Raw genomic sequence first — 18,374 nt, 5'->3', positions numbered from 1 at the left:
TACCTAAAAATAGGATAATTGTCAATAGCTAATTTTTATTCCTCGATGTTTTCAGTATCATCATCTGAAAACTCGTCGTCTTCTTCGTTAAGATCCACGTCTTCACCCAAGTCATCAGGAGCGATTTCGTTGATTTCTGCATCGTAAGCTTCCACTTCATTTTTCTCATCATCTGGATTTTCATCATCGTATGAAAGAGCTGGATCGGCTTCGTATGCATCTTCGTCTTCTGGATCATCCGCATTGTAGTCAATAGCATCTGAATCGCCATCCATGAAGGCATTGACACGTTTTTTCTTAGCTTTTGGTGCTACTTCATCGTCGTCATTTTCTTCAAGAGCAATGATTTCTTCGTCGATTTCGTCTACACCATACCATGAACGAAGACCCCATTTGTTGTCTCCAAGTGAGATGAAGCTACCGTCAAAGTTCAACTCTGTGTAGAACAAAGGCAAGGCTTCGCGGATATCGCTGTTTGATGTTCCAAGGTAGTTTTGAATTTCGTTTACAAGATCGCTAAAATGCATCTCATGATCGCGACCACGAAGTTCCAAGATAGCACGCGCTACCTCAATCATAGATAGTTCACTTTTTTCTTGCCCAGCAAATACTTCTAATTCCAAAGCGTTTCTCCTCATTTATACTACTATCGCCAGAGCGAACAGACTCTGACCTCATTTTATCATTTACTCTTTATTTTACGATAATTTTGCGGAATAGTCAAAGGTTAAATGGGAGAAAGTGACAGGACTTTTTATTTCTTTGCTACCCAGCCTATGGCATCGTGAGGTGGAGATATAGAAGCAAATTGACTAAGTTTGTTATACAGCTTCCTACTTCTATAAATCTAGTTTCTCTCTCAAATCTCTTAACTTACTTCTGTGTGTATCTAAATCATTTTCAAATATTTTTATCCTGGGATCTTCATTAGATACAATATAGAAGCATTTTTTTCTATGATCAAATGCTTCCCTAACATGTGCTAAAGCGTTTCGAATCTTTCTTTGTTCATTCCACAATGTATGAATATCTTGAGGAATATTCTCTTTTGTACAAAAATAACCTATCTGTTCATCATACTTGCCAGCTATCCCTTTTTCTCTTAAATGATATTCGATCTCAGCATGTTCACACATATACATTCCTCGAATAGCGTTTAATTCGTCCCATCTAGCTAATCCAATATCTATAGAATCTTTAAATTTCTGTTTAACATCTTCAACCGAATTCTTATCATCTACCGCAATAGATATAAATGAAAAATTAGTAAAAAGGTCAATATTATTCTCATCTTGCAATTTTTCAACAACTTTTTGAGATATTGTTGAATACTCATTTCGAGAATATAATACAAAAAAACGCTTATAATTTTTTGATTTTCTCACTTCAACTAAATAATCTAAACCCTTTTCAGCATCTACTCCTCCCCCTAAATCAAAGTCAGAAATAAAAAAGTCATATCGTTGTTCCCCACCTCTTGTCGTCAATAAGTCTTTTGCTTCACTAATATTAGTAACAACTTTGATAATAGGTTGGTATCCCTTAGATTGTATATGTTGTTCTACCGCTTCAACTCTTCCCTGATGAGACCTTCTATTCGCACCAGTTATAGAATCTTCTAGCCAAATTACTCTCACTTCATTTCTCAATTTCAGTTACCCCATTTTTATTTCAAAATTAACAGTTAATGCATCTTGCGATACATATATTTCCCAGTTGTACTCGTCACAAATTTCTTTAACCAAATATAATCCGACACCTGTTCCAAAATTTTTTGAACTGATTCCTAGGTCAAATATCTTTTCAATAGGTTCTATCTTTATTGGTGCTGTGTCTGAGCTAATAACAAATTTATTTTCATTATCTAAAAAAGAACACTTTATAAAGGTTGCACCGTTATCAATAGCATTTGAAATTAAATTGTCTACTAAAATTGCAAACTCAAAAACATCTATTTCTTTTCCATATTCTCCAGGACCTATCTCATCAATAATCCTGTTTCTATGTGGACTAACCTTAAGATAGCTCTTTAAATATGACTTAATATCAATTAGTTGCTTACCTATTAAATCATAAGTACCTAATTTCAAAAACTGTCTTTTTATAGTACTAAGACGATCCGCACTTCTTTTAAAATCAATAATATATTCACTGACTCTATCATATTCATTAGTTTTTCGAAAATCTTCAGCTAAATCACTAATTGTATAAACTAAGTTATCGCTAATTGTATTTAATTCATGAACAAATAATTCCTGTTTTTCTGGATCTTTTTCTTGTAACATTACTTTTTGAAGGGTATTTTGTGTTTCTAATTGATCATTTGTTTCTATCAAGTGTTCATTTTTTTGTTCCAGTATCTCAACCTTTTGTTCAGCTATTCTTTTTTCTCTTTCTTCCTGTCGTCGAGCCTCTCTTTCTTTCCTTCTTTCTTCCCTCTCTATTTCAAGTTTTCTTTCATCTTCCATGCGATCTTCAGCACTAATTTGCGTAGCAATTTTATTTCTTTCACTAATTAACTTACTAATAATTGGTTTCAAAATATTAATTAGTAGCTTAACTCGTTCATCTTCTCTTGAAAATCCTTCACGAGAGGATGTTGAAATATCTTCAAGTTCATCATTATCCAAGATATCGAAGGATATTTCTCCTTCTAAATAGACTCTCATAGCTTGAGTATTATCTAAATACTCAAGAAAATTTTCCACTGCTAACTTATCACGGACATATAATTTCAACCTGTTAGGTTTGTGAACATCATTTTTTACAAAATTTGGATCATTTTGCCTAGCCTCATTTGTATTTATTGTCGAATGGATACCAATCCAACCTTTTAATTCATAAGGAAAAAACTTAGATTTTCCAGAAGTAGTTATGAACCTTTCTCTACCTTCTATATTTTTAAAATCTTCTTTTGAAAATTTGACAACATCCCTACGTTTGGTCCTAAACTCAGGATATTTGCTATTTGGAATTAGTACACTTTTCGATAACTTATTGGATAAATTATTTTCTAAATCATTTTCAAAAAAGGCAAAAAAGTTTTTGAACGCTATTTTTTTCTCTACTTTTTCAAATGTTCTTCTTTGCCGAGAATCTGTTATATAGGCAACTTCTATCCCAGCATTAATATTATCTAAAAGATAGTAATCAGCCAAGCGAAGTTTTAAAGATTCGAATTTTGTCTCAGCAAATCCTGACATATTCACATCTACTAATTTAACAAGAGTTCCTGTATCATATTGTTCCCATAATTCTCTATTTTCAATTCCAACTTCCGAAGCATTTACTCTTATTAACTCTGGAACATCATTATCATTTTTATCAGTTGAATCTAACATCCATGCAGTTGTGACACCCGCTTTTTTTGAAACAATATAGTACTTTTTAGATAGAAATAACGTAGCTAGTTTACCTATCCCCTTGCGTCCTTTAATTTTATCTGACAATTCATTTTCAGACAAACGCTTATTCCTGCCTATTAATGCATATTTTGTAGCTAAGTCATTATAAGACATGCCACTTCCATTATCTATTATTTCCAAAATAGATTTTTTCTTATTAATAGAATTAATATATAATTTTACATTTGTTGCACCAGCATCTAATCCATTTGCTACAAGTTCAGAAATAGCACTCCATCTATTAGTATACATTTGTTTACCAAGTAAATTCAAAGCATAGTATGAAAAATTGAATTGTATTGTATTTTTTTCTGACATATTAATTCCTTTTTACAAATTATTTTCTTCAAAGAAATCTTTTATTCTATTAGCTAAATGAATACTTAAAATTGGAGGAACAGCATTTCCAATCTGGGTATTAATTGCTTGTAGACCTCCGACAAACTTATAATTATCTGGAAAAGACTGTATTCTTGCACCTTCCCTTGCAGTCAAAGCTCTATTTTGACTAGGATGAATGCACCGTAAGGAAGATGGTGTTGATAAATTATTTGTTATGGTTGTTGAAGGTCTATCCCACCACAATCGACCATAAGTATTACGATATCCTGAGGTTAAATATAGTTCTCTATCTAACAATCCATCTTCTACCATTCTATTTATATCATTCTTACCTTGTCCTTCCTTAAGTACAGCCATAATTTTCTGCAATCTTTGTCCATGATTACGACTTACATGATTAAATAATTGATCTTGATTACCTCTCATTAAAATTTGATAATCTGTTTGTGGATCTTCCACATATTGGTCCGCTCTGTCATTATTTCCTAAACTAGGTAAATCTCCAATAGCATCTCTTAAATTGAAGGGATTTTCAGAAGTACACTTTTCTGGAAAACTCCATTCAAACTCAATATTTAAATCATTTCTTACACCAATCAAAAAGACACGTTCTCTATTTTGTGGAACACCGTAATCCTTAGCATTAAGTAATTTTGTATAAACTTTATATCCATGAACATCTCCAAAGCTAGATAAATCTTTAAAACTTTCTTTTACATTTCGAATAATTGGTCCATTTTGCTCGTTTTTCATGGTTAACAAACCATAAACATTTTCAAAAACAAACATTTTAGGTTGGATAAATGAAAGTATCCTTCTATATTCACGGTACATTTTTGCTCTCTTATCATACTGTCTCTTGCCAACCGTGCTAAATGATTGACATGGTGGACCACCTATAACTAAATCAACTCCTTTAAAATTGATTCCATTTTTCTTCAAAAATAATTTATCAATATTCGCAATATCATCTTCTATCATGGTAATCTTTGGATAATTTTGTCTAAATGCTTCAGCAGCATCAGAATTAAACTCATTAGCAAATCGAATATTAAAATCTTCTCTAGAAACAAAAACATTATTTTCAATTTTTTTCTGAAAACCAAAGGTTAAACCTCCAGCCCCAGAAAATAAATCAATTACATTAATCATAATTTATCCTTTTTAAACTCTAGTAAGACTATTATACCAAAAAAACACGGCTCATCACCGTGTTTCTATGTTTATTTCACCAACTTCTTCATCTCATCAATACGTGCTACGGTCGCATCGTATTTAGCTTGGTAGTCGGCTTGTTTGTCGCGTTCTTTTTGGACGACTTCTGGTTTGGCATTGGCTACGAAGCGTTCGTTAGAGAGCTTCTTGCCGACCATGTCCAGTTCTTTTTGCCATTTAGCGAGTTCCTTGTCGAGACGAGCTAGCTCTTCTTCGACATTAAGAAGGTCTGCGAGCGGCAGGTAGATTTCTGCTCCTGTGATGACGCTTGACATAGCGAGTTCAGGTGCAGGGATGGTTGATGCGATTTCCAAGTGTTCTGGATTTGTGAAGCGTTTGATGTAGTTGACATTGCTGTTAAAGAAGGCTTCCAAGTCGCTATCGCTAGTCTTAACAAGGATGGTGATAGGCTTGCTTGGAGCTACGTTTACTTCAGCACGCGCATTACGAACGGCACGAATCAAGTCTTTGAGGCTTTCCACACCAGTGTGGGCAACAAGGTCTTCAAAGGCTGGGTTGACAGTTGGGTATTCTGCTGTCACGATAGAGCCTTCTGAGATTTGTCCAAAGATTTCCTCTGTCACGAATGGCATGATTGGGTGGAGAAGGCGAAGGATCTTGTCCAAAGTATAAAGAAGGACAGAACGTGTGATGACTTTCTCTTCTTCATTATCGCTGTAAAGGACTTCCTTGGTCAACTCAACGTACCAGTCCGCGAACTCATCCCAGATGAAGTTGTAGAGGATGTGCCCAGCCACACCAAATTCAAACTTGTCAAAGTTGGCAGTAGCTTTGCCGATGGTTTCATTGAGGTTGTGGAGAATCCAGCGGTCTGTGACATTTCCAGCTTCCTTGTTGACCACTTTTTCGACATTGGCAGTTGCTTGCTCAAGGGTCAAACCTTCATTGTTCATGAGGATGTAGCGAGAGATGTTCCAGATCTTGTTAATGAAGTTCCATGAAGCATCCATTTTCTCGTAAGAGAAGCGCACGTCTTGACCTGGTGCAGAACCGTTTGAAAGGAACCAGCGAAGGGCATCGGCACCATATTTCTCGATAACATCCATTGGGTCAATCCCGTTACCAAGAGATTTAGACATCTTGCGTCCTTGCTCGTCACGAATGAGACCGTGAATAAGCACGTTTTGGAATGGCTGACGACCAGTGAATTCCAAAGATTGGAAGATCATACGAGACACCCAGAAGAAGATGATGTCATAACCTGTTACCAGAGTTGATGTTGGGAAGTAACGTTTGAAATCTGCTGAGTCGACATCAGGCCAGCCCATGGTTGAGAATGGCCAGAGGGCAGAACTGAACCACGTATCCAAGACGTCTTCGTCCTGAGTCCATCCGTCACCTTCTGGAGCTTCTTCACCGACGTACATTTCACCCTCAGCATTGTACCAAGCAGGGATTTGGTGACCCCACCAAAGCTGACGAGAGATTACCCAGTCGTGGACATTTTCCATCCATTGGAGGAAGGTATCGTTGAAACGAGGTGGGTAGAATTCAACCTTGTCCTCTGTGTCTTGGTTGGCAATGGCATTCTTAGCCAATTGGTCCATCTTCACAAACCATTGAGTAGACAAGCGTGGCTCAACCACTACACCTGTACGCTCTGAGTGACCAACGCTGTGGACACGTTTTTCGATTTTAACGAGGGCACCGATTTCTTCCAGCTTAGCAACGACTGCCTTACGAGCTTCAAAACGGTCCATGCCTGCAAATTCGAAAGCCAAGTCATTCATAGTTCCGTCATCGTTCATAACATTGACTTGTGGCAAGTTGTGGCGTTGACCAACCAAGAAGTCGTTTGGATCGTGAGCAGGTGTGATTTTAACAACACCAGTACCAAACTCAGGATCTGCATGCTCATCCCCAACGATTGGGATTAGTTTATTAGCGATTGGAAGGATGACGTTTTGACCAATCAAGTCCTTGTAGCGTGGGTCTTCTGGATTGACCGCAACGGCAACGTCCCCAAACATAGTCTCAGGACGAGTTGTGGCAACTTCAAGGGCGCGTGAACCGTCTTCCAGCATGTAATTCATGTGGTAGAAGGCACCTTCGACATCCTTGTGAATCACCTCAATATCAGAAAGGGCTGTGCGAGCTGCTGGGTCCCAGTTGATGATAAACTCACCACGGTAGATCCAGCCTTTCTTGTAAAGGTCCACAAAGACCTTGCGAACGGCTTTCGACAAGCCTTCGTCAAGAGTGAAACGCTCGCGAGAGTAGTCTACAGAGAGCCCCATCTTGCCCCATTGTTCCTTGATGGTAGTGGCATATTCGTCTTTCCATTCCCAGACTTTTTCCAAGAATTTTTCACGACCCAGGTCATATCGGCTGATGCCCTCACCACGCAAGCGCTCCTCAACTTTAGCCTGAGTGGCAATCCCCGCGTGGTCCATCCCCGGAAGCCAAAGCGTATCAAAACCTTGCATGCGTTTTTGACGGATGATAATATCCTGCAAAGTCGTATCCCAAGCGTGACCAAGGTGAAGCTTACCAGTTACGTTTGGTGGTGGAATGACGATTGAATAAGGCTTAGCCTTTTGATCGCCTGAAGGCTTGAAAACATCCGCATCAAGCCATTTTTGATAACGACCAGCCTCCACTTCGGCTGGATTGTATTTAGGTGAAAGTTCTTTAGACATGTGTTTGTCCTTTCTCTATTTTGTTCATTTTATTTTGAATTTGCTTAGCAGCTTCTTTTGCAGTCAAACTCGTATTATTTATTTTAAGGTAGTGGTGCAACTCATTCGGTTGATGTTGGGAATTTAATTGAAGTGTTTCAGCGGTCTCTAAAATTTCTCTTTCAGATACCTCAATATGTCGTTTTAAGGGTTTGTACTTTAATCGATTCTCCGTTTGATTTCGACGTAAACGCTCCTCAAGACTTGTTTCCAACTCAACAAACAGAATCTCTTGATGAAAGTTATCCAATAAATCCTGAATTTGCTTCAAATACAGCAGCTGGTACTGATTTGAAAAATCAATTACGTCTGTTAAAATTACTGATCGCTGATTTCTTGCACTTGCTCCAAGGAAAGAAAAGGTAATTCCACGAACAAATTCCCACATCTCCTCGGTATAATCCTGATAGATTTCTAGTGCAAAATCGATGGCTTGATGGTTATAAAAGAGGGTAGCATCCGTCAGTCGAGATAGTTCTTGACCAATCGTCATTTTTCCTGAGGCCGGAGCACCAATGATGAAAAGATGCATCAAATCACCTCCCACTCACTCCTCAGCAAGCCATATATCAGACTGTCACAGCGGTTTCCTTGAACATCTTTACGGTCTCGGATTCGAGCTTCGAGGGTAAATCCAAGTTTTTCTGCGACTCGTTGACTTTGGACATTATAACCAAAACAAGTCAGCTCAATCTTGTGAAGATCCAAATCTTTAAAGGCTAAGTCAATCAAGGCAAACGCTGCTTCTGGTACATAGCCTCGACCCCAATAGTCTGGATGCAAGGTATAGCCAAGCTCTAGCACATCATCCGCATGGCGATGGTTGAAGTCAACAGAACCAATGACTTTATCGGTTCCTTTGACGACAATCCCATAGCCTGTTGGGAGATTTTCCTTTTGATTGCGTTCGGGAAGGATATGCTCTAGATAGTAAACCTCATCTTCCAAGGTCTTGACGGGTAGAAAGCCTGCTGGGTAAGAGACTTCCGGACGACTAGCATAGTCAAAGATATCCTCAGCATCCGCCACAGTACGGACTCGTAAAACGAGACGTTCTGTTTCCAAGCGTTCTGGTAATTCAGCTCTTGACATCCTTCTTCCTCGCTTTCTTGATAAAGCTTCCCATGGGATTGACTCGGTCATCTAGATAACGATAAACTCGCTGACGGCCGTCCCCCATAAAGTAAGTCGGTGAAAAACGGTCATTTTTAAAATGCCCTTTCTCATCCAAGAGATCTGGATCAATCAGTCGGTCCAGAATCTTAGCAAAGATGTGGCAGATTCCATCTTCCTCGATAATCCGATCTACCTGACAGTCCAATACGACTGGACAGGCCTCTAAAATCGGAGACTGAGTCTGTTCAGAAATCTCGTAGTCTAGCCCCAGGTGTTTCAATTTCTCTCGATGACTGATAAAACCAGCCTGCTCCATCTCGAGCATGAGATTTTCATCAGGGATATTCACGGTAAACTGTTGATAATGCTTAATCTGCTCAGCCGCATTTTCTTCAGCTCCGACACCAATGACTAGCCAATCTCCCAAGCTATAAGAGGAGCTACAGGTCGTAATATTGTGTCCAAAATTCTGATCTTGATACCCCAAAATGAAGATAGGAAAACCATAATAGAGTTTACTTGTTTTAAAAGATTGCTTCATAACAACCTCCTTTTACTAAGACGCAAAAGAAAATCCCTGCCATCTACATGACAGGGACGAATGTATTTATCCGCGGTACCACCCAATTTCGGGCAGTTGCCCGCAACTCTCGTCTTTAAAACAAAAAGACACTTTTATTTCAATTTTTCATCCATTAGCAACTAGTTTTAACACATTTGTGGACTTCTCAGCGCCGCCACTTTCTGTAAAATGTGGGATTCAAAACACCTCTAATGGCTCTATTTTAGCAAGATTTTTTCGGAAATGCAAGGCACAAGAAAGATTACTTGAACTTGATGCCATTTTCTTTCAATTTCTTAATAGTAGCTGGTCCGATTCCTTTCAAGGCAAGGAGTTCTTTTTCAGTCCAGTTTTTGAAATCTGAAGCAGACTTGATTCCTTCATCATAGAAAGTTTTGGCACGATCAAGTGGAAGTCCACCCAAGTTTGCTGCAAAATCTTCTACAGAATTGGCTACTTTTTGAGCTTGCTCTTTGGTAGCTTCTACTGCTTGTTCAACTTTTTTAGAAACAGCCTTACCAGCTTGGCTCGCTGATTGCTCTGCACGTTTCACGACTTTCTTTGTCTCTTCTACAACCTTAGTCACAGTACTTGAAAAAGCACCTGCACGACGGAGGCTATTTCGTAATTGTTTTTTACGATTGAGTTTCTTTGACATGATAAAATCCTTTCAATAAAAAACCCCTGCTCTGACAAGGATTTAATATAAATATTCTATCAAGATTTTAGTGAAAAATCAAGAATCTTTCTCATTTAATAATTTCGCTCACCAAACAAGCCTTCTGGCAAGTCATGAAATCCCTTACCTGCTTTGAAGTTTTCAAACTTACCAAGCAAGAACTGATAAGCATCCAAGCGACTTTCGTATCGAATCATGGCATCTTTGGCACGCTCATCTTGGTCTTCTTCATAGACTTTTTGACTTTCCTTGTGCGCCATGTCGTTAATCATAATTTGGGTATTGACCCAGGCTTCAAATTCCTTCATAAATTTTTGTTCGTAACTCATTTTTTCTCCTTATTCTAATCCACGGAAATAGTCCATGTCAATCTCACGGTAGGGCTGGATATCCTGAACATATTCCAGTACACCTTGGAATTCTCCGTTTTCATCGTGCACTGCTGCGTAGGTGATGTGGACAAACTTGCCTCGCGACTCAGACTTGAACCACATTTCATACTTATCCTTGGTCCCCTCACGAAGCCCCTTCATGATGGTCTTGACCTTGTCCAAGTACTTAGGCGGATGGCAGAGTTCGACATTGCGCCCGACTTGGGACGGCGTCCGTTTGAAAATCATCTCATCAGCTGGCGCATTGTCATTGTAATACTGGAAAATATCGTCTTTATTGACAAAGGTAATCTCCATGGGAAGGTGATTGAGGATGAGATTAGCCTGCTCGACTGAAAGATATCCATTGCCAAAAGCCTGTTGACTATGGCGGTCCAGCACTGCTTCCTTTTCCTTAGGGGTAAAGGTAATGGTAAACTGTCCTTCAGGTGTATCGATGACTTGCTGAATTTGACCTTCAGCAGTGTTTAGCTGCACGGGCTCCTCTGCAATCTTTTCCTCAACAAAACTCTGTCGTTCTGGCACCCATTTCTCAGACGGACGGATGATAGCATAGCCATAGGCATCGCTCTCCTCCGCTATCTGAAGCCAGTCATCTTGGGTGAAGGACTCAAGGAGAATCATGAGAAGGATGGACTCTTCCTTGAAAATCATACTTTCAAACTCTGTCGCAAAGGCTTCAAAAGTTTCCTTTACAGTGCTAATCGACACTTCTGGTAGTGACTTGGCTGTCGCTAAAGCTGTTTGAAAGAGTTCCCTAATCTGGTCATCCACTCCCCACATAACTTTGGGAGGTGAATCGTGTCCATAACGCTCCATGATAGGAAAGAAGAGTTCTTCCTTACGTTGGTAATGGATGTCAAATTGCCCCACAAGTCCCATCTGACGCACCAAGCCCTTGCGCATCTCCGCAAGCATTTCTTCATCTTCCATGGACTCATAGGTATCTAACAATCTCCGAATGCGAATCAAGGCCGCACGGAGGGCCAGATTTTCTTCCTTGAAGACACGAACTGGGTGGCCTGGATGCTCAGTATCTGCAACTTCGACACCCTTAACAGCATTTTTAAAAAGATTAGCATGGACATCACAGAGTTCCATGACATCTTCAAAGGTGACACCTGAGTCTGAGTTCATCAGCTCGTGCTCCATAAGGGAAATCTCGATGGCTGAAACACCTGTAAAGGTCGCATCAAAGCGCTCCTGAACCGACTCAGGAGAGGCGCCATTGTGCAATTCTAACAAAATATCCCGTAGGATATGAATCCGTTCATCTGCCATTAGTCTAACCCAATCACTTCGTAGCCGTTTGCTTCCAGTGTGCGGACAATCTTGTCCATAGGAGTTCCTTCAAGCTTAGAACCCTGTTTGAGCGATACTTTGCGACCGATAGTATTACGCATCAAGGGATTAGCAAGAGGTTTAAAACCCAACTCCACTAGGATTTCCAAGACTTCTGGATGCTTATCCACCACTTCTGCAACAGGAATTGACACATCGATGATATTGTCCATGACGACCTCCATTGTATGTTTTAAAATGATTTTGCTTGTTTTATTATACCATAAGGAGAGAGATTAAAAAACTAGCAGTAGAATTCCTGCTAGTTCCCAACGACTTAGATTACCATCTAAATAAGCTTAAAGATCCAATCCAATAGTTTAAATAATAGCTTGTAAAACAGCAATTGGACTGCAAAAGAAATGATCATCCAAAAGAATTTCACAATTCCAATAATCGGTTTAATAAAAAGAATGGCAAGAATTGCCCAGAAAAATTTCATTCTCTCTCCTCTGGCTTGATGAGCCATCGAGCCGTATCCATTAACTTGTCTGCAATAAAAAGTTTCCCCAGACAGACAACGGCATTATCATCTTTCTTTATCGTTTTCATTACTTTTACACCTTGCATGGTCAAAAAGTAATTACCATAGATTTTAGCAAAAGCTTTGATAGGCCCCATATTATCTTTCCTCTTTTAACTACACTTTCAAAATATTGATGATACCAGTCTTGCTGGCTATTTCTGAAAAATCTCTTTATCTCACTCTTTCATTTCCCATAATATCATACTATCTAAATTTTATAAAGCTTTTTAATAATGTTTAACTCTGGAAAGATTCCACCAGCATGTTTTATTGCCTTTTCCTCCACCAAAAAAGAGGGTTGCCCCTCTTCTTAGTTCTTATCCAGATTGCGTAGCATTTCATCAATCTTGTTTCCATATTCTATGGATTCGTCTTTGACGAAAGTCAAATCTGGGATTTTGTACAACTTCAAATTGCGACCAAGTTCACGTTTGATGGTACCAGTTGCTTTTTCAAGCCCGATTTGAGCTTTCTGGTTATCTGAAGCAAGGTTACTCAAAATGGTGTAGTAAACCTTAGCAACAGACAAGTCACCTAGCATCTGAACATCTGTGATGGTCACACCTTGGACACGTGGATCACGGACTTTCTTTTGCAAAATCTCATTGACTTCACGCTTGATTTCCATGCCCACACGATCCGTACGGAAATGATTTGCCATGATATTCCTTTCTCTACTTTGAACCAAAAGCTAGGCCAGCAGACCTAGCTATTTTTAAACTTATTGATTTTCAGTTCAAATTGAAACGAAGTTCAATTTGAACTCATCCGCTTCTTTCGCCGTGGTGAAAGTGATGGAACTGATTTATCAGTCCCATCACAGGGGATTTTTGAGACTCTAGGCTCAAAAATAAGCAATGAAACCATCGGTTTGCTTGCGTCCCTCACCACCTAAGAAAGGAGCAAAAAATCTTATCTCTTGATTTCTTCCATGACATAGGCCTCAATCACATCATCCATCTTGATATCATTGTAGCCGTCAATCATCAATCCACCTTCACGACCGTTTGTAACTTCTTTGACGTCGTCTTTGTAGTGTTTCAAGCTTGCGAGTTCACCGTCATAGATAACAACACCGTCACGGATAACACGGACTTTAGAGTCACGGGTAACCTTACCGTTAATAACCATGAATCCACCGATAGTTCCCACTTTAGATACCTTGAAGGTTTCACGGATAACTGCTTCACCGATAACTTTTTCTTCGAATTCTGGATCAAGCATCCCTTTCATGGCTTCTTCCATCTCTTCGATAACCTTGTAGATAATGCTGTGAAGACGGATTTCCACATCGTCAGCTTCTGCTTGTTGACGAGCTTGTGGTGTAGGGCGTACGTTGAAACCAACGATGAAGGCATTTGAAGCTTCGGCAAGAGTCACGTCAGATTCGTTGATGGCACCGACCGCTGAGTGAACAATGGTAACTTTAACACCTTCTACATCGATTTTCTGAAGTGAGGCAGAAAGGGCTTCAACAGAACCTTGTACGTCGGCCTTGATGATAACGTTAACTGACTTGAGTTCACCAGCTTTAAGTGTATCAAAGAGGTTTTCAAGGCTAACACGTTGAGTAGCTTGACGTTGTTTCATAAGGGCACGTTTAGCACGTTCTTCACCTGCTGCACGCGCAGATTTTTCATCTTCGTAGACAGCAAAGTGGTCACCCGCCATTGGTGCTTCATTCAAACCTGTGATAGAAACCGGTGTTGATGGTCCAGCAACCTTAACACGACGTCCAAGGTCGTTGGTCATAGCACGGACACGACCGAAGGTATTTCCGACAACGATTGGGTCTTGGACATTCAAGGTACCCTGTTGAACAAGAAGGGTTGCGACCGCACCTTTTCCTTTATCCAAGCGCGCTTCGATAACTGTACCGATCGCACGAACTGTTGGGTCTGCCTTGAGTTCTTGGATTTCAGCCACAAGAAGGACTGTTTCCAACAATTCTTCGATATTTTGGTTGAATTTAGCTGAAATTTCAACAAATTCAGAATCACCACCCCAAGCTGTTGACATAACACCATGCTCTGCCAATTCACCGATAACGCGTTCTGGGTTAGCACCTGGTTTATCAATCTTGTTGATAGCTACGATGATTGGAACGTTGGCCGCTTTTGAGTGGTTGATGGCTTCAATAGTCTGAGGCATAACCCCGTCATCTGCCGCTACGACCAAGATAGTAATATCGGTAACAGAAGCACCACGCGCACGCATAGATGTAAAGGCCGCGTGTCCAGGTGTGTCAAGGAAGGTAATCTTCTTGCCATTTTCAACGATTTGGTAGGCACCGATATGCTGCGTGATACCACCTGCTTCACCTGTCGCAACACGAGAGTTACGAAGGGTATCTAGAAGGGTTGTTTTACCGTGGTCAACGTGTCCCATGATAGTTACAACTGGTGGACGCTCTACCAATTCATCTTCATTAAGATAGCCATCTTCGACAAAGAAACGTTCGATGTCGGCATTATCCACTTCAACTTTTTGTTTGGCTTCGATACCGTAATCCACCATGAGGAGTTCAATTGTTTCCCCATCCAAAGATTGATTTTGTGTGGCCATGACACCCATCATAAAGAGTTTCTTAACGATTTCAGCTGGTTCACGTTTGATACGTTTTGCGATTTCCGCAACGGTCATACCATCTGTATATTCAAATTCTGTTGGCAATTCATGGAATTTACGCTCTGTAACAGGTTTTGGAGTCTGATTACGGTTGTTCTTGTTATTGCCTTTTTTGTTCTTCTTGTTATTGTTCCAGTTACTATTCTTTTGATTTCTCACTTGATTTTGACTACTTCGATTCTTTTGTTGTTTTCTAGGACCATCTTCTTCGTGATCATAATCGTCACGATTTTTGTCTGGTCGAGCTTGTTTTTTACGACGTGTATCCACTGCAGGTTCTTTTTTCTCAGGGACGACTTCAACCACTGCTTGAACTTGCTGTGCTTGTTGCGCTTGTTCAGCTAACTTAGCAGCTTCTTCAAAGATTTCCTCTGGTTCCTTGCGTTTGTTAGCTTGAGCCAAGGCTTCTTTAGCAGCCTGATACTGCTTGAAGCGTTCCTCACTTGAACGTGCGTACTCTGCATTTTGCTCTGCTTTTAGGGCTGCTGCACGAGCTTTAAAGTCAATACGTGGAGCCGCTTGATTTGGACGTTTGTCCTCTTGTTGACGGCGCTCATTTCCACGATTTTGTTGACCTTGCTGTTTCTTAGCATGGTCATTAAAGCGACGATTGTCACGGTTGCCTTGACCTTGTTTTCCACCATTACGGCCGTTGTTTTTCTGACGATTTCCGTTTTGTTGTTGGTCACGGTTATTGCCTTTATTTTGCTTGCGTCGTTCTGCCTGCTCTTTGGCACGAGCTTCACGCTCAGCCTTGAAATTACGGCTTTGCGGTTTAGCCGCTGCTTTTTCTGTTTTAGAAGCAACTGGCTCAGCCGCTTTTGCCTCTTCCTTAGCTACAGCTGGTTTAGCTGGCTCAGATTTTTCGGCTTTCTTTTCTGCACTTGCTTTTGGTGCTGCAGGTTTTGCTTCTACTTTCGGAGCAGCTGCGGACTTAAAGCTGGCAGCGATTTTTGCAGCGACAGCTTCTTCCACACTTGATGAGTGGCTTTTCACATCCAAGCCCAACTCTTTTGCACGCGCTACAACTTCTTTACTTTCTTTTCCAAGTTCTTTTGCGATTTCGTACAATCTTTTCTTAGACAAATCATGTCCTCCTCTTCTATTCCATAAGAGACCTCATTTTCTTTGTAAATCCAGCATCTGTTACAGCCAAAACCTTTCTCGATTTCCCGACTGCTATGCTTAATTCCAGTGTTGAAAACACGGTTACAATTTCTACTTGATAATAATGACTTTTATCTTGAATCTTCTTGGTTAGATTGGGTCCTGCATCATAGGCTAGAAAGACCAACTTGGCCTTGCCGTCTTGAATGGCTTTGACCACCAATTCTTCACCCGAGATGACCCTGCCTGCTCGCTGAGCGAGTCCCAAGAGATTACTTATCTTTTGCTTATTCAAGTCCTAACTCTCTTCTTTTCACTTTGTGATCTACATAAGCGATCAACTCGTCATAAAAGCTTTCATCCACTTCCATGTTAAAGCTGCGGTTAAAGACCTTCTTCTTTTTCGCCTCTAAGGCTTCTGCATTGTCTATCTTGATATAAGCGCCACGGCCGTTGGCCTTGCCTGTCGGATCGATAAAGACTTGTCCTTCCTTGTTTTTGACAATGCGGAGCAAATCACGTTTATCAATCACTTCGTTAGACACAACAGACTTGCGCAAAGGGATTTTTCTCGTTTTCATCTTTCCCTCCTCTAGCAGCTTTTATTCTTCTACAGTATCGTTTTCTGATCCCAAATCTACCGAACCAGCTTCTTCCATGGCTTCAAATTCGCTAGCAGACTTGATATCGATACGGTAACCAGTCAAGTGAGCTGCCAAGCGAACGTTTTGTCCACGACGACCGATAGCAAGAGAAAGCTTGTTATCAGGAACGACCACCAAGGCACGTTTGCTGTCGTTTTCATCAAAGATAACTTGGTCAACCTCAGCAGGAGCGATGGCATTGTAGATAAATTCAGCTGGATCTGCTACCCACTCGATAACGTCGATATTTTCTTCGATTGGGACCATACGGTCGCTCTTGGCATCGTAACGAGCTGGGTGGAATTTGCTAGTGATTTTCTTGATGTTAGCACCACCGCGTCCAACGATTGTACCGATAGCGTCCACGTTTGGATTATGGCTACGAACTGCAACCTTAGTACGGTCACCAGCTTCACGAGCTACGCTCATGATTTCAACAGTTCCATCATAAACTTCTGGAATTTCTTGCTCCATCAAGCGTTTGATCATTTCTGGATGGCTACGGCTAACAAAGACGTTGACACCACGAGGGTTGTCTTCAACCTTGTAGACATACACTTCGATACGATCATGAGAAGCAAAAACTTCTCCAGGGATTTGGTCTTGTTTTGACAATTGGGCTTCGATGCTGCCAAGGTTGACATAGATGAAGCGGTTGTCAAAACGCTCTACTGTACCAGACATGATTTCTTGCTCATGTTCTTTGTAAGTATTGTAAGTGATAGCACGTGTTTGCTTGCGCATTTTTTCCATGATGGTTTGTTTAGCAGATTGGGCTGCTACACGACCAAACTCAGCAGGTGCTTCTTCAAACTTGATTTTATCACCAAGTTCATAGGCTGAATTAATGGCAAGAGCATCTTTCAAGCTGATTTCCAAACGGCTATCAAATACTTCATCAACCACTTCACGGACAGTATAAACTGTAAAGTCACCTGTTTTTTCGTTGAAGTCAATAGCTACACTGTCTGATTGACCATAGCGTCTGCGATAAGCGGAACGAAGCGACTCTACTACTGCGTCGATGATATCTTCTTTTTTGATTCCCTTGTCTTCTTCCAAAATGCGGAAGGCCTCTAGCATTTCTTTACTCATGTTTTCTTCGCTTTTGAATTCTCAAAAGCTATCCTTTCTTTTTCTATAATTTAACTGCTAAACGTGCTTTTGATACTAAACTGTATGGAATTTGGACGGTTTTCTTACGCGTCTTGTCCATATATTCCATGGTCAACTCGTCCTCTTCAAAGGCCACCAAGGTTCCTTCAAAGACCTTTTGCTTATCGATGGCTTGGTAGAGCCCGACATGGATGTATTTCCCAACCGCTCCAGCAACGGCATCCTTGGTTTTCAAAGGACGTTCCAAGCCTGGACTGGTGATTTCTAGGAAATATTGTTCTGGGAAGGGATCTGGCTTGATGGTATCTAGGACAGGACTGATCATTTCTGTCAAGTCTGCCGTGTCGTTCAAGGTAATTCCTTCAGGTTTATCTACAAAAATACTGAGAATCATGTCACTGCCAATCTTTCCATACTCGATATCCACGAGTTCGAAAGGCTCTTGGATGACAGGTTCTACAACTTCTCTGACTAATTCTACGATTGTTGCGATTGCGTCCACCTCCTCATAAGCAAGAGGCGAAGATATTTCCCCGCCTCTCTTTCTCATATTCTTACTATTAGTATAGCACGTTTGCCAACTTATGTAAAGCAAAAGCACTT

19 protein-coding genes are annotated in these 18,374 nt (G+C 40.4%); all 19 read right to left on the bottom strand.

The genetic code is table 11. From position 1 onward, the window contains the following. Nucleotides 1–35: 35 nt before the first annotated feature. The 19 genes from rpoE to rimP all read right to left on the bottom strand — a co-directional run bounded on the left by rpoE (nt 36) and on the right by rimP (nt 18,273). Nucleotides 36–623 carry a DNA-directed RNA polymerase subunit delta gene (gene rpoE / locus B7699_RS02485; protein ID WP_000418409.1) on the bottom strand — a complete coding sequence of 196 codons (588 nt, stop codon included), beginning with the start codon at nt 621–623 and terminating at the stop codon, nt 36–38. A 216-nt stretch (nt 624–839) separates the two neighbouring features. Then, on the bottom strand, nt 840–1,637 hold the full coding sequence (locus B7699_RS02480; protein WP_239822204.1) for a hypothetical protein: 798 nt from the start codon (nt 1,635–1,637) through the stop codon (nt 840–842). An 18-nt stretch (nt 1,638–1,655) separates the two neighbouring features. After that, a complete protein-coding gene (locus tag B7699_RS02475; RefSeq protein WP_084927044.1) occupies nt 1,656–3,722 on the bottom strand; it encodes an ATP-binding protein in 2,067 nt (688 codons plus the stop codon). 12 nt (nt 3,723–3,734) lie between these two features. Further along, the gene (locus B7699_RS02470) at nt 3,735–4,898 is read right to left on the bottom strand and encodes a DNA cytosine methyltransferase (protein WP_084927043.1); all 1,164 of its coding nucleotides are present in this window, start codon (nt 4,896–4,898) and stop codon (nt 3,735–3,737) included. A 71-nt stretch (nt 4,899–4,969) separates the two neighbouring features. Beyond that, nucleotides 4,970–7,621, bottom strand: coding sequence for a valine--tRNA ligase (locus tag B7699_RS02465; protein ID WP_084927042.1), 2,652 nt, complete (start codon nt 7,619–7,621; stop codon nt 4,970–4,972). Then, complete coding sequence (locus tag B7699_RS02460; RefSeq protein WP_084927041.1) at nt 7,614–8,192, bottom strand: AAA family ATPase; 579 nt, start codon at nt 8,190–8,192, stop codon at nt 7,614–7,616. Before B7699_RS02460 ends, B7699_RS02465 begins: the two co-directional genes overlap by 8 nt. Next, the gene (locus B7699_RS02455; RefSeq protein ID WP_084927040.1) at nt 8,192–8,752 is read right to left on the bottom strand and encodes a GNAT family N-acetyltransferase; all 561 of its coding nucleotides are present in this window, start codon (nt 8,750–8,752) and stop codon (nt 8,192–8,194) included. The genes B7699_RS02460 and B7699_RS02455 overlap by 1 nt, the downstream gene beginning before the upstream one ends. Next, nucleotides 8,739–9,317: a flavin reductase family protein gene (locus tag B7699_RS02450; RefSeq protein ID WP_084927039.1), complete on the bottom strand. Its 579-nt coding sequence runs from the start codon at nt 9,315–9,317 to the stop codon at nt 8,739–8,741. The genes B7699_RS02455 and B7699_RS02450 overlap by 14 nt, the downstream gene beginning before the upstream one ends. A gap of 283 nt (nt 9,318–9,600) precedes the next feature. Beyond that, nucleotides 9,601–9,996 carry a helix-hairpin-helix domain-containing protein gene (locus tag B7699_RS02445; RefSeq protein ID WP_000038635.1) on the bottom strand — a complete coding sequence of 132 codons (396 nt, stop codon included), beginning with the start codon at nt 9,994–9,996 and terminating at the stop codon, nt 9,601–9,603. Between the two features lie 95 nt (nt 9,997–10,091). Next, nucleotides 10,092–10,346, bottom strand: a complete 255-nt coding sequence (locus B7699_RS02440; protein WP_084927038.1) for a DUF1912 family protein — start codon at nt 10,344–10,346, stop codon at nt 10,092–10,094. A 9-nt stretch (nt 10,347–10,355) separates the two neighbouring features. After that, nucleotides 10,356–11,690 carry a DUF438 domain-containing protein gene (locus B7699_RS02435; RefSeq protein ID WP_084927037.1) on the bottom strand — a complete coding sequence of 445 codons (1,335 nt, stop codon included), beginning with the start codon at nt 11,688–11,690 and terminating at the stop codon, nt 10,356–10,358. Then, nucleotides 11,690–11,923 (bottom strand): DUF1858 domain-containing protein, encoded by a 234-nt coding sequence (locus B7699_RS02430; RefSeq protein WP_000368734.1) that lies wholly within the window; start codon nt 11,921–11,923, stop codon nt 11,690–11,692. Before B7699_RS02430 ends, B7699_RS02435 begins: the two co-directional genes overlap by 1 nt. Nucleotides 11,924–12,188: 265 nt before the next feature. Then, on the bottom strand, nt 12,189–12,371 hold the full coding sequence (locus B7699_RS02425; protein ID WP_084927036.1) for a hypothetical protein: 183 nt from the start codon (nt 12,369–12,371) through the stop codon (nt 12,189–12,191). A 215-nt stretch (nt 12,372–12,586) separates the two neighbouring features. Beyond that, complete coding sequence (gene rbfA / locus B7699_RS02420; RefSeq protein ID WP_001273601.1) at nt 12,587–12,937, bottom strand: 30S ribosome-binding factor RbfA; 351 nt, start codon at nt 12,935–12,937, stop codon at nt 12,587–12,589. 251 nt (nt 12,938–13,188) lie between these two features. Further along, nucleotides 13,189–15,990, bottom strand: coding sequence for a translation initiation factor IF-2 (gene infB / locus B7699_RS02415; RefSeq protein WP_084927035.1), 2,802 nt, complete (start codon nt 15,988–15,990; stop codon nt 13,189–13,191). A gap of 16 nt (nt 15,991–16,006) precedes the next feature. Beyond that, a complete protein-coding gene (locus B7699_RS02410; protein ID WP_084927034.1) occupies nt 16,007–16,306 on the bottom strand; it encodes a YlxQ-related RNA-binding protein in 300 nt (99 codons plus the stop codon). Further along, nucleotides 16,299–16,592, bottom strand: coding sequence for an RNase P modulator RnpM (rnpM, locus tag B7699_RS02405; protein WP_084927033.1), 294 nt, complete (start codon nt 16,590–16,592; stop codon nt 16,299–16,301). Before rnpM ends, B7699_RS02410 begins: the two co-directional genes overlap by 8 nt. 21 nt (nt 16,593–16,613) lie before the next feature. After that, entirely contained in the window at nt 16,614–17,750 is a 1,137-nt protein-coding gene (nusA, locus tag B7699_RS02400) for a transcription termination factor NusA (RefSeq protein WP_033681345.1), read from the bottom strand. A gap of 43 nt (nt 17,751–17,793) precedes the next feature. Next, nucleotides 17,794–18,273: a ribosome maturation factor RimP gene (rimP, locus tag B7699_RS02395; RefSeq protein WP_084927032.1), complete on the bottom strand. Its 480-nt coding sequence runs from the start codon at nt 18,271–18,273 to the stop codon at nt 17,794–17,796. Nucleotides 18,274–18,374 lie beyond the last annotated feature (101 nt).

The organism is Streptococcus mitis (assembly GCF_002096835.1).
Taxonomy (GTDB): Bacteria; Bacillota; Bacilli; order Lactobacillales; family Streptococcaceae; genus Streptococcus; species Streptococcus mitis_W.
The sequence above is the reverse complement of the archived record's forward strand: the minus strand, read 5'-3'. Positions and strand labels throughout refer to the sequence as shown.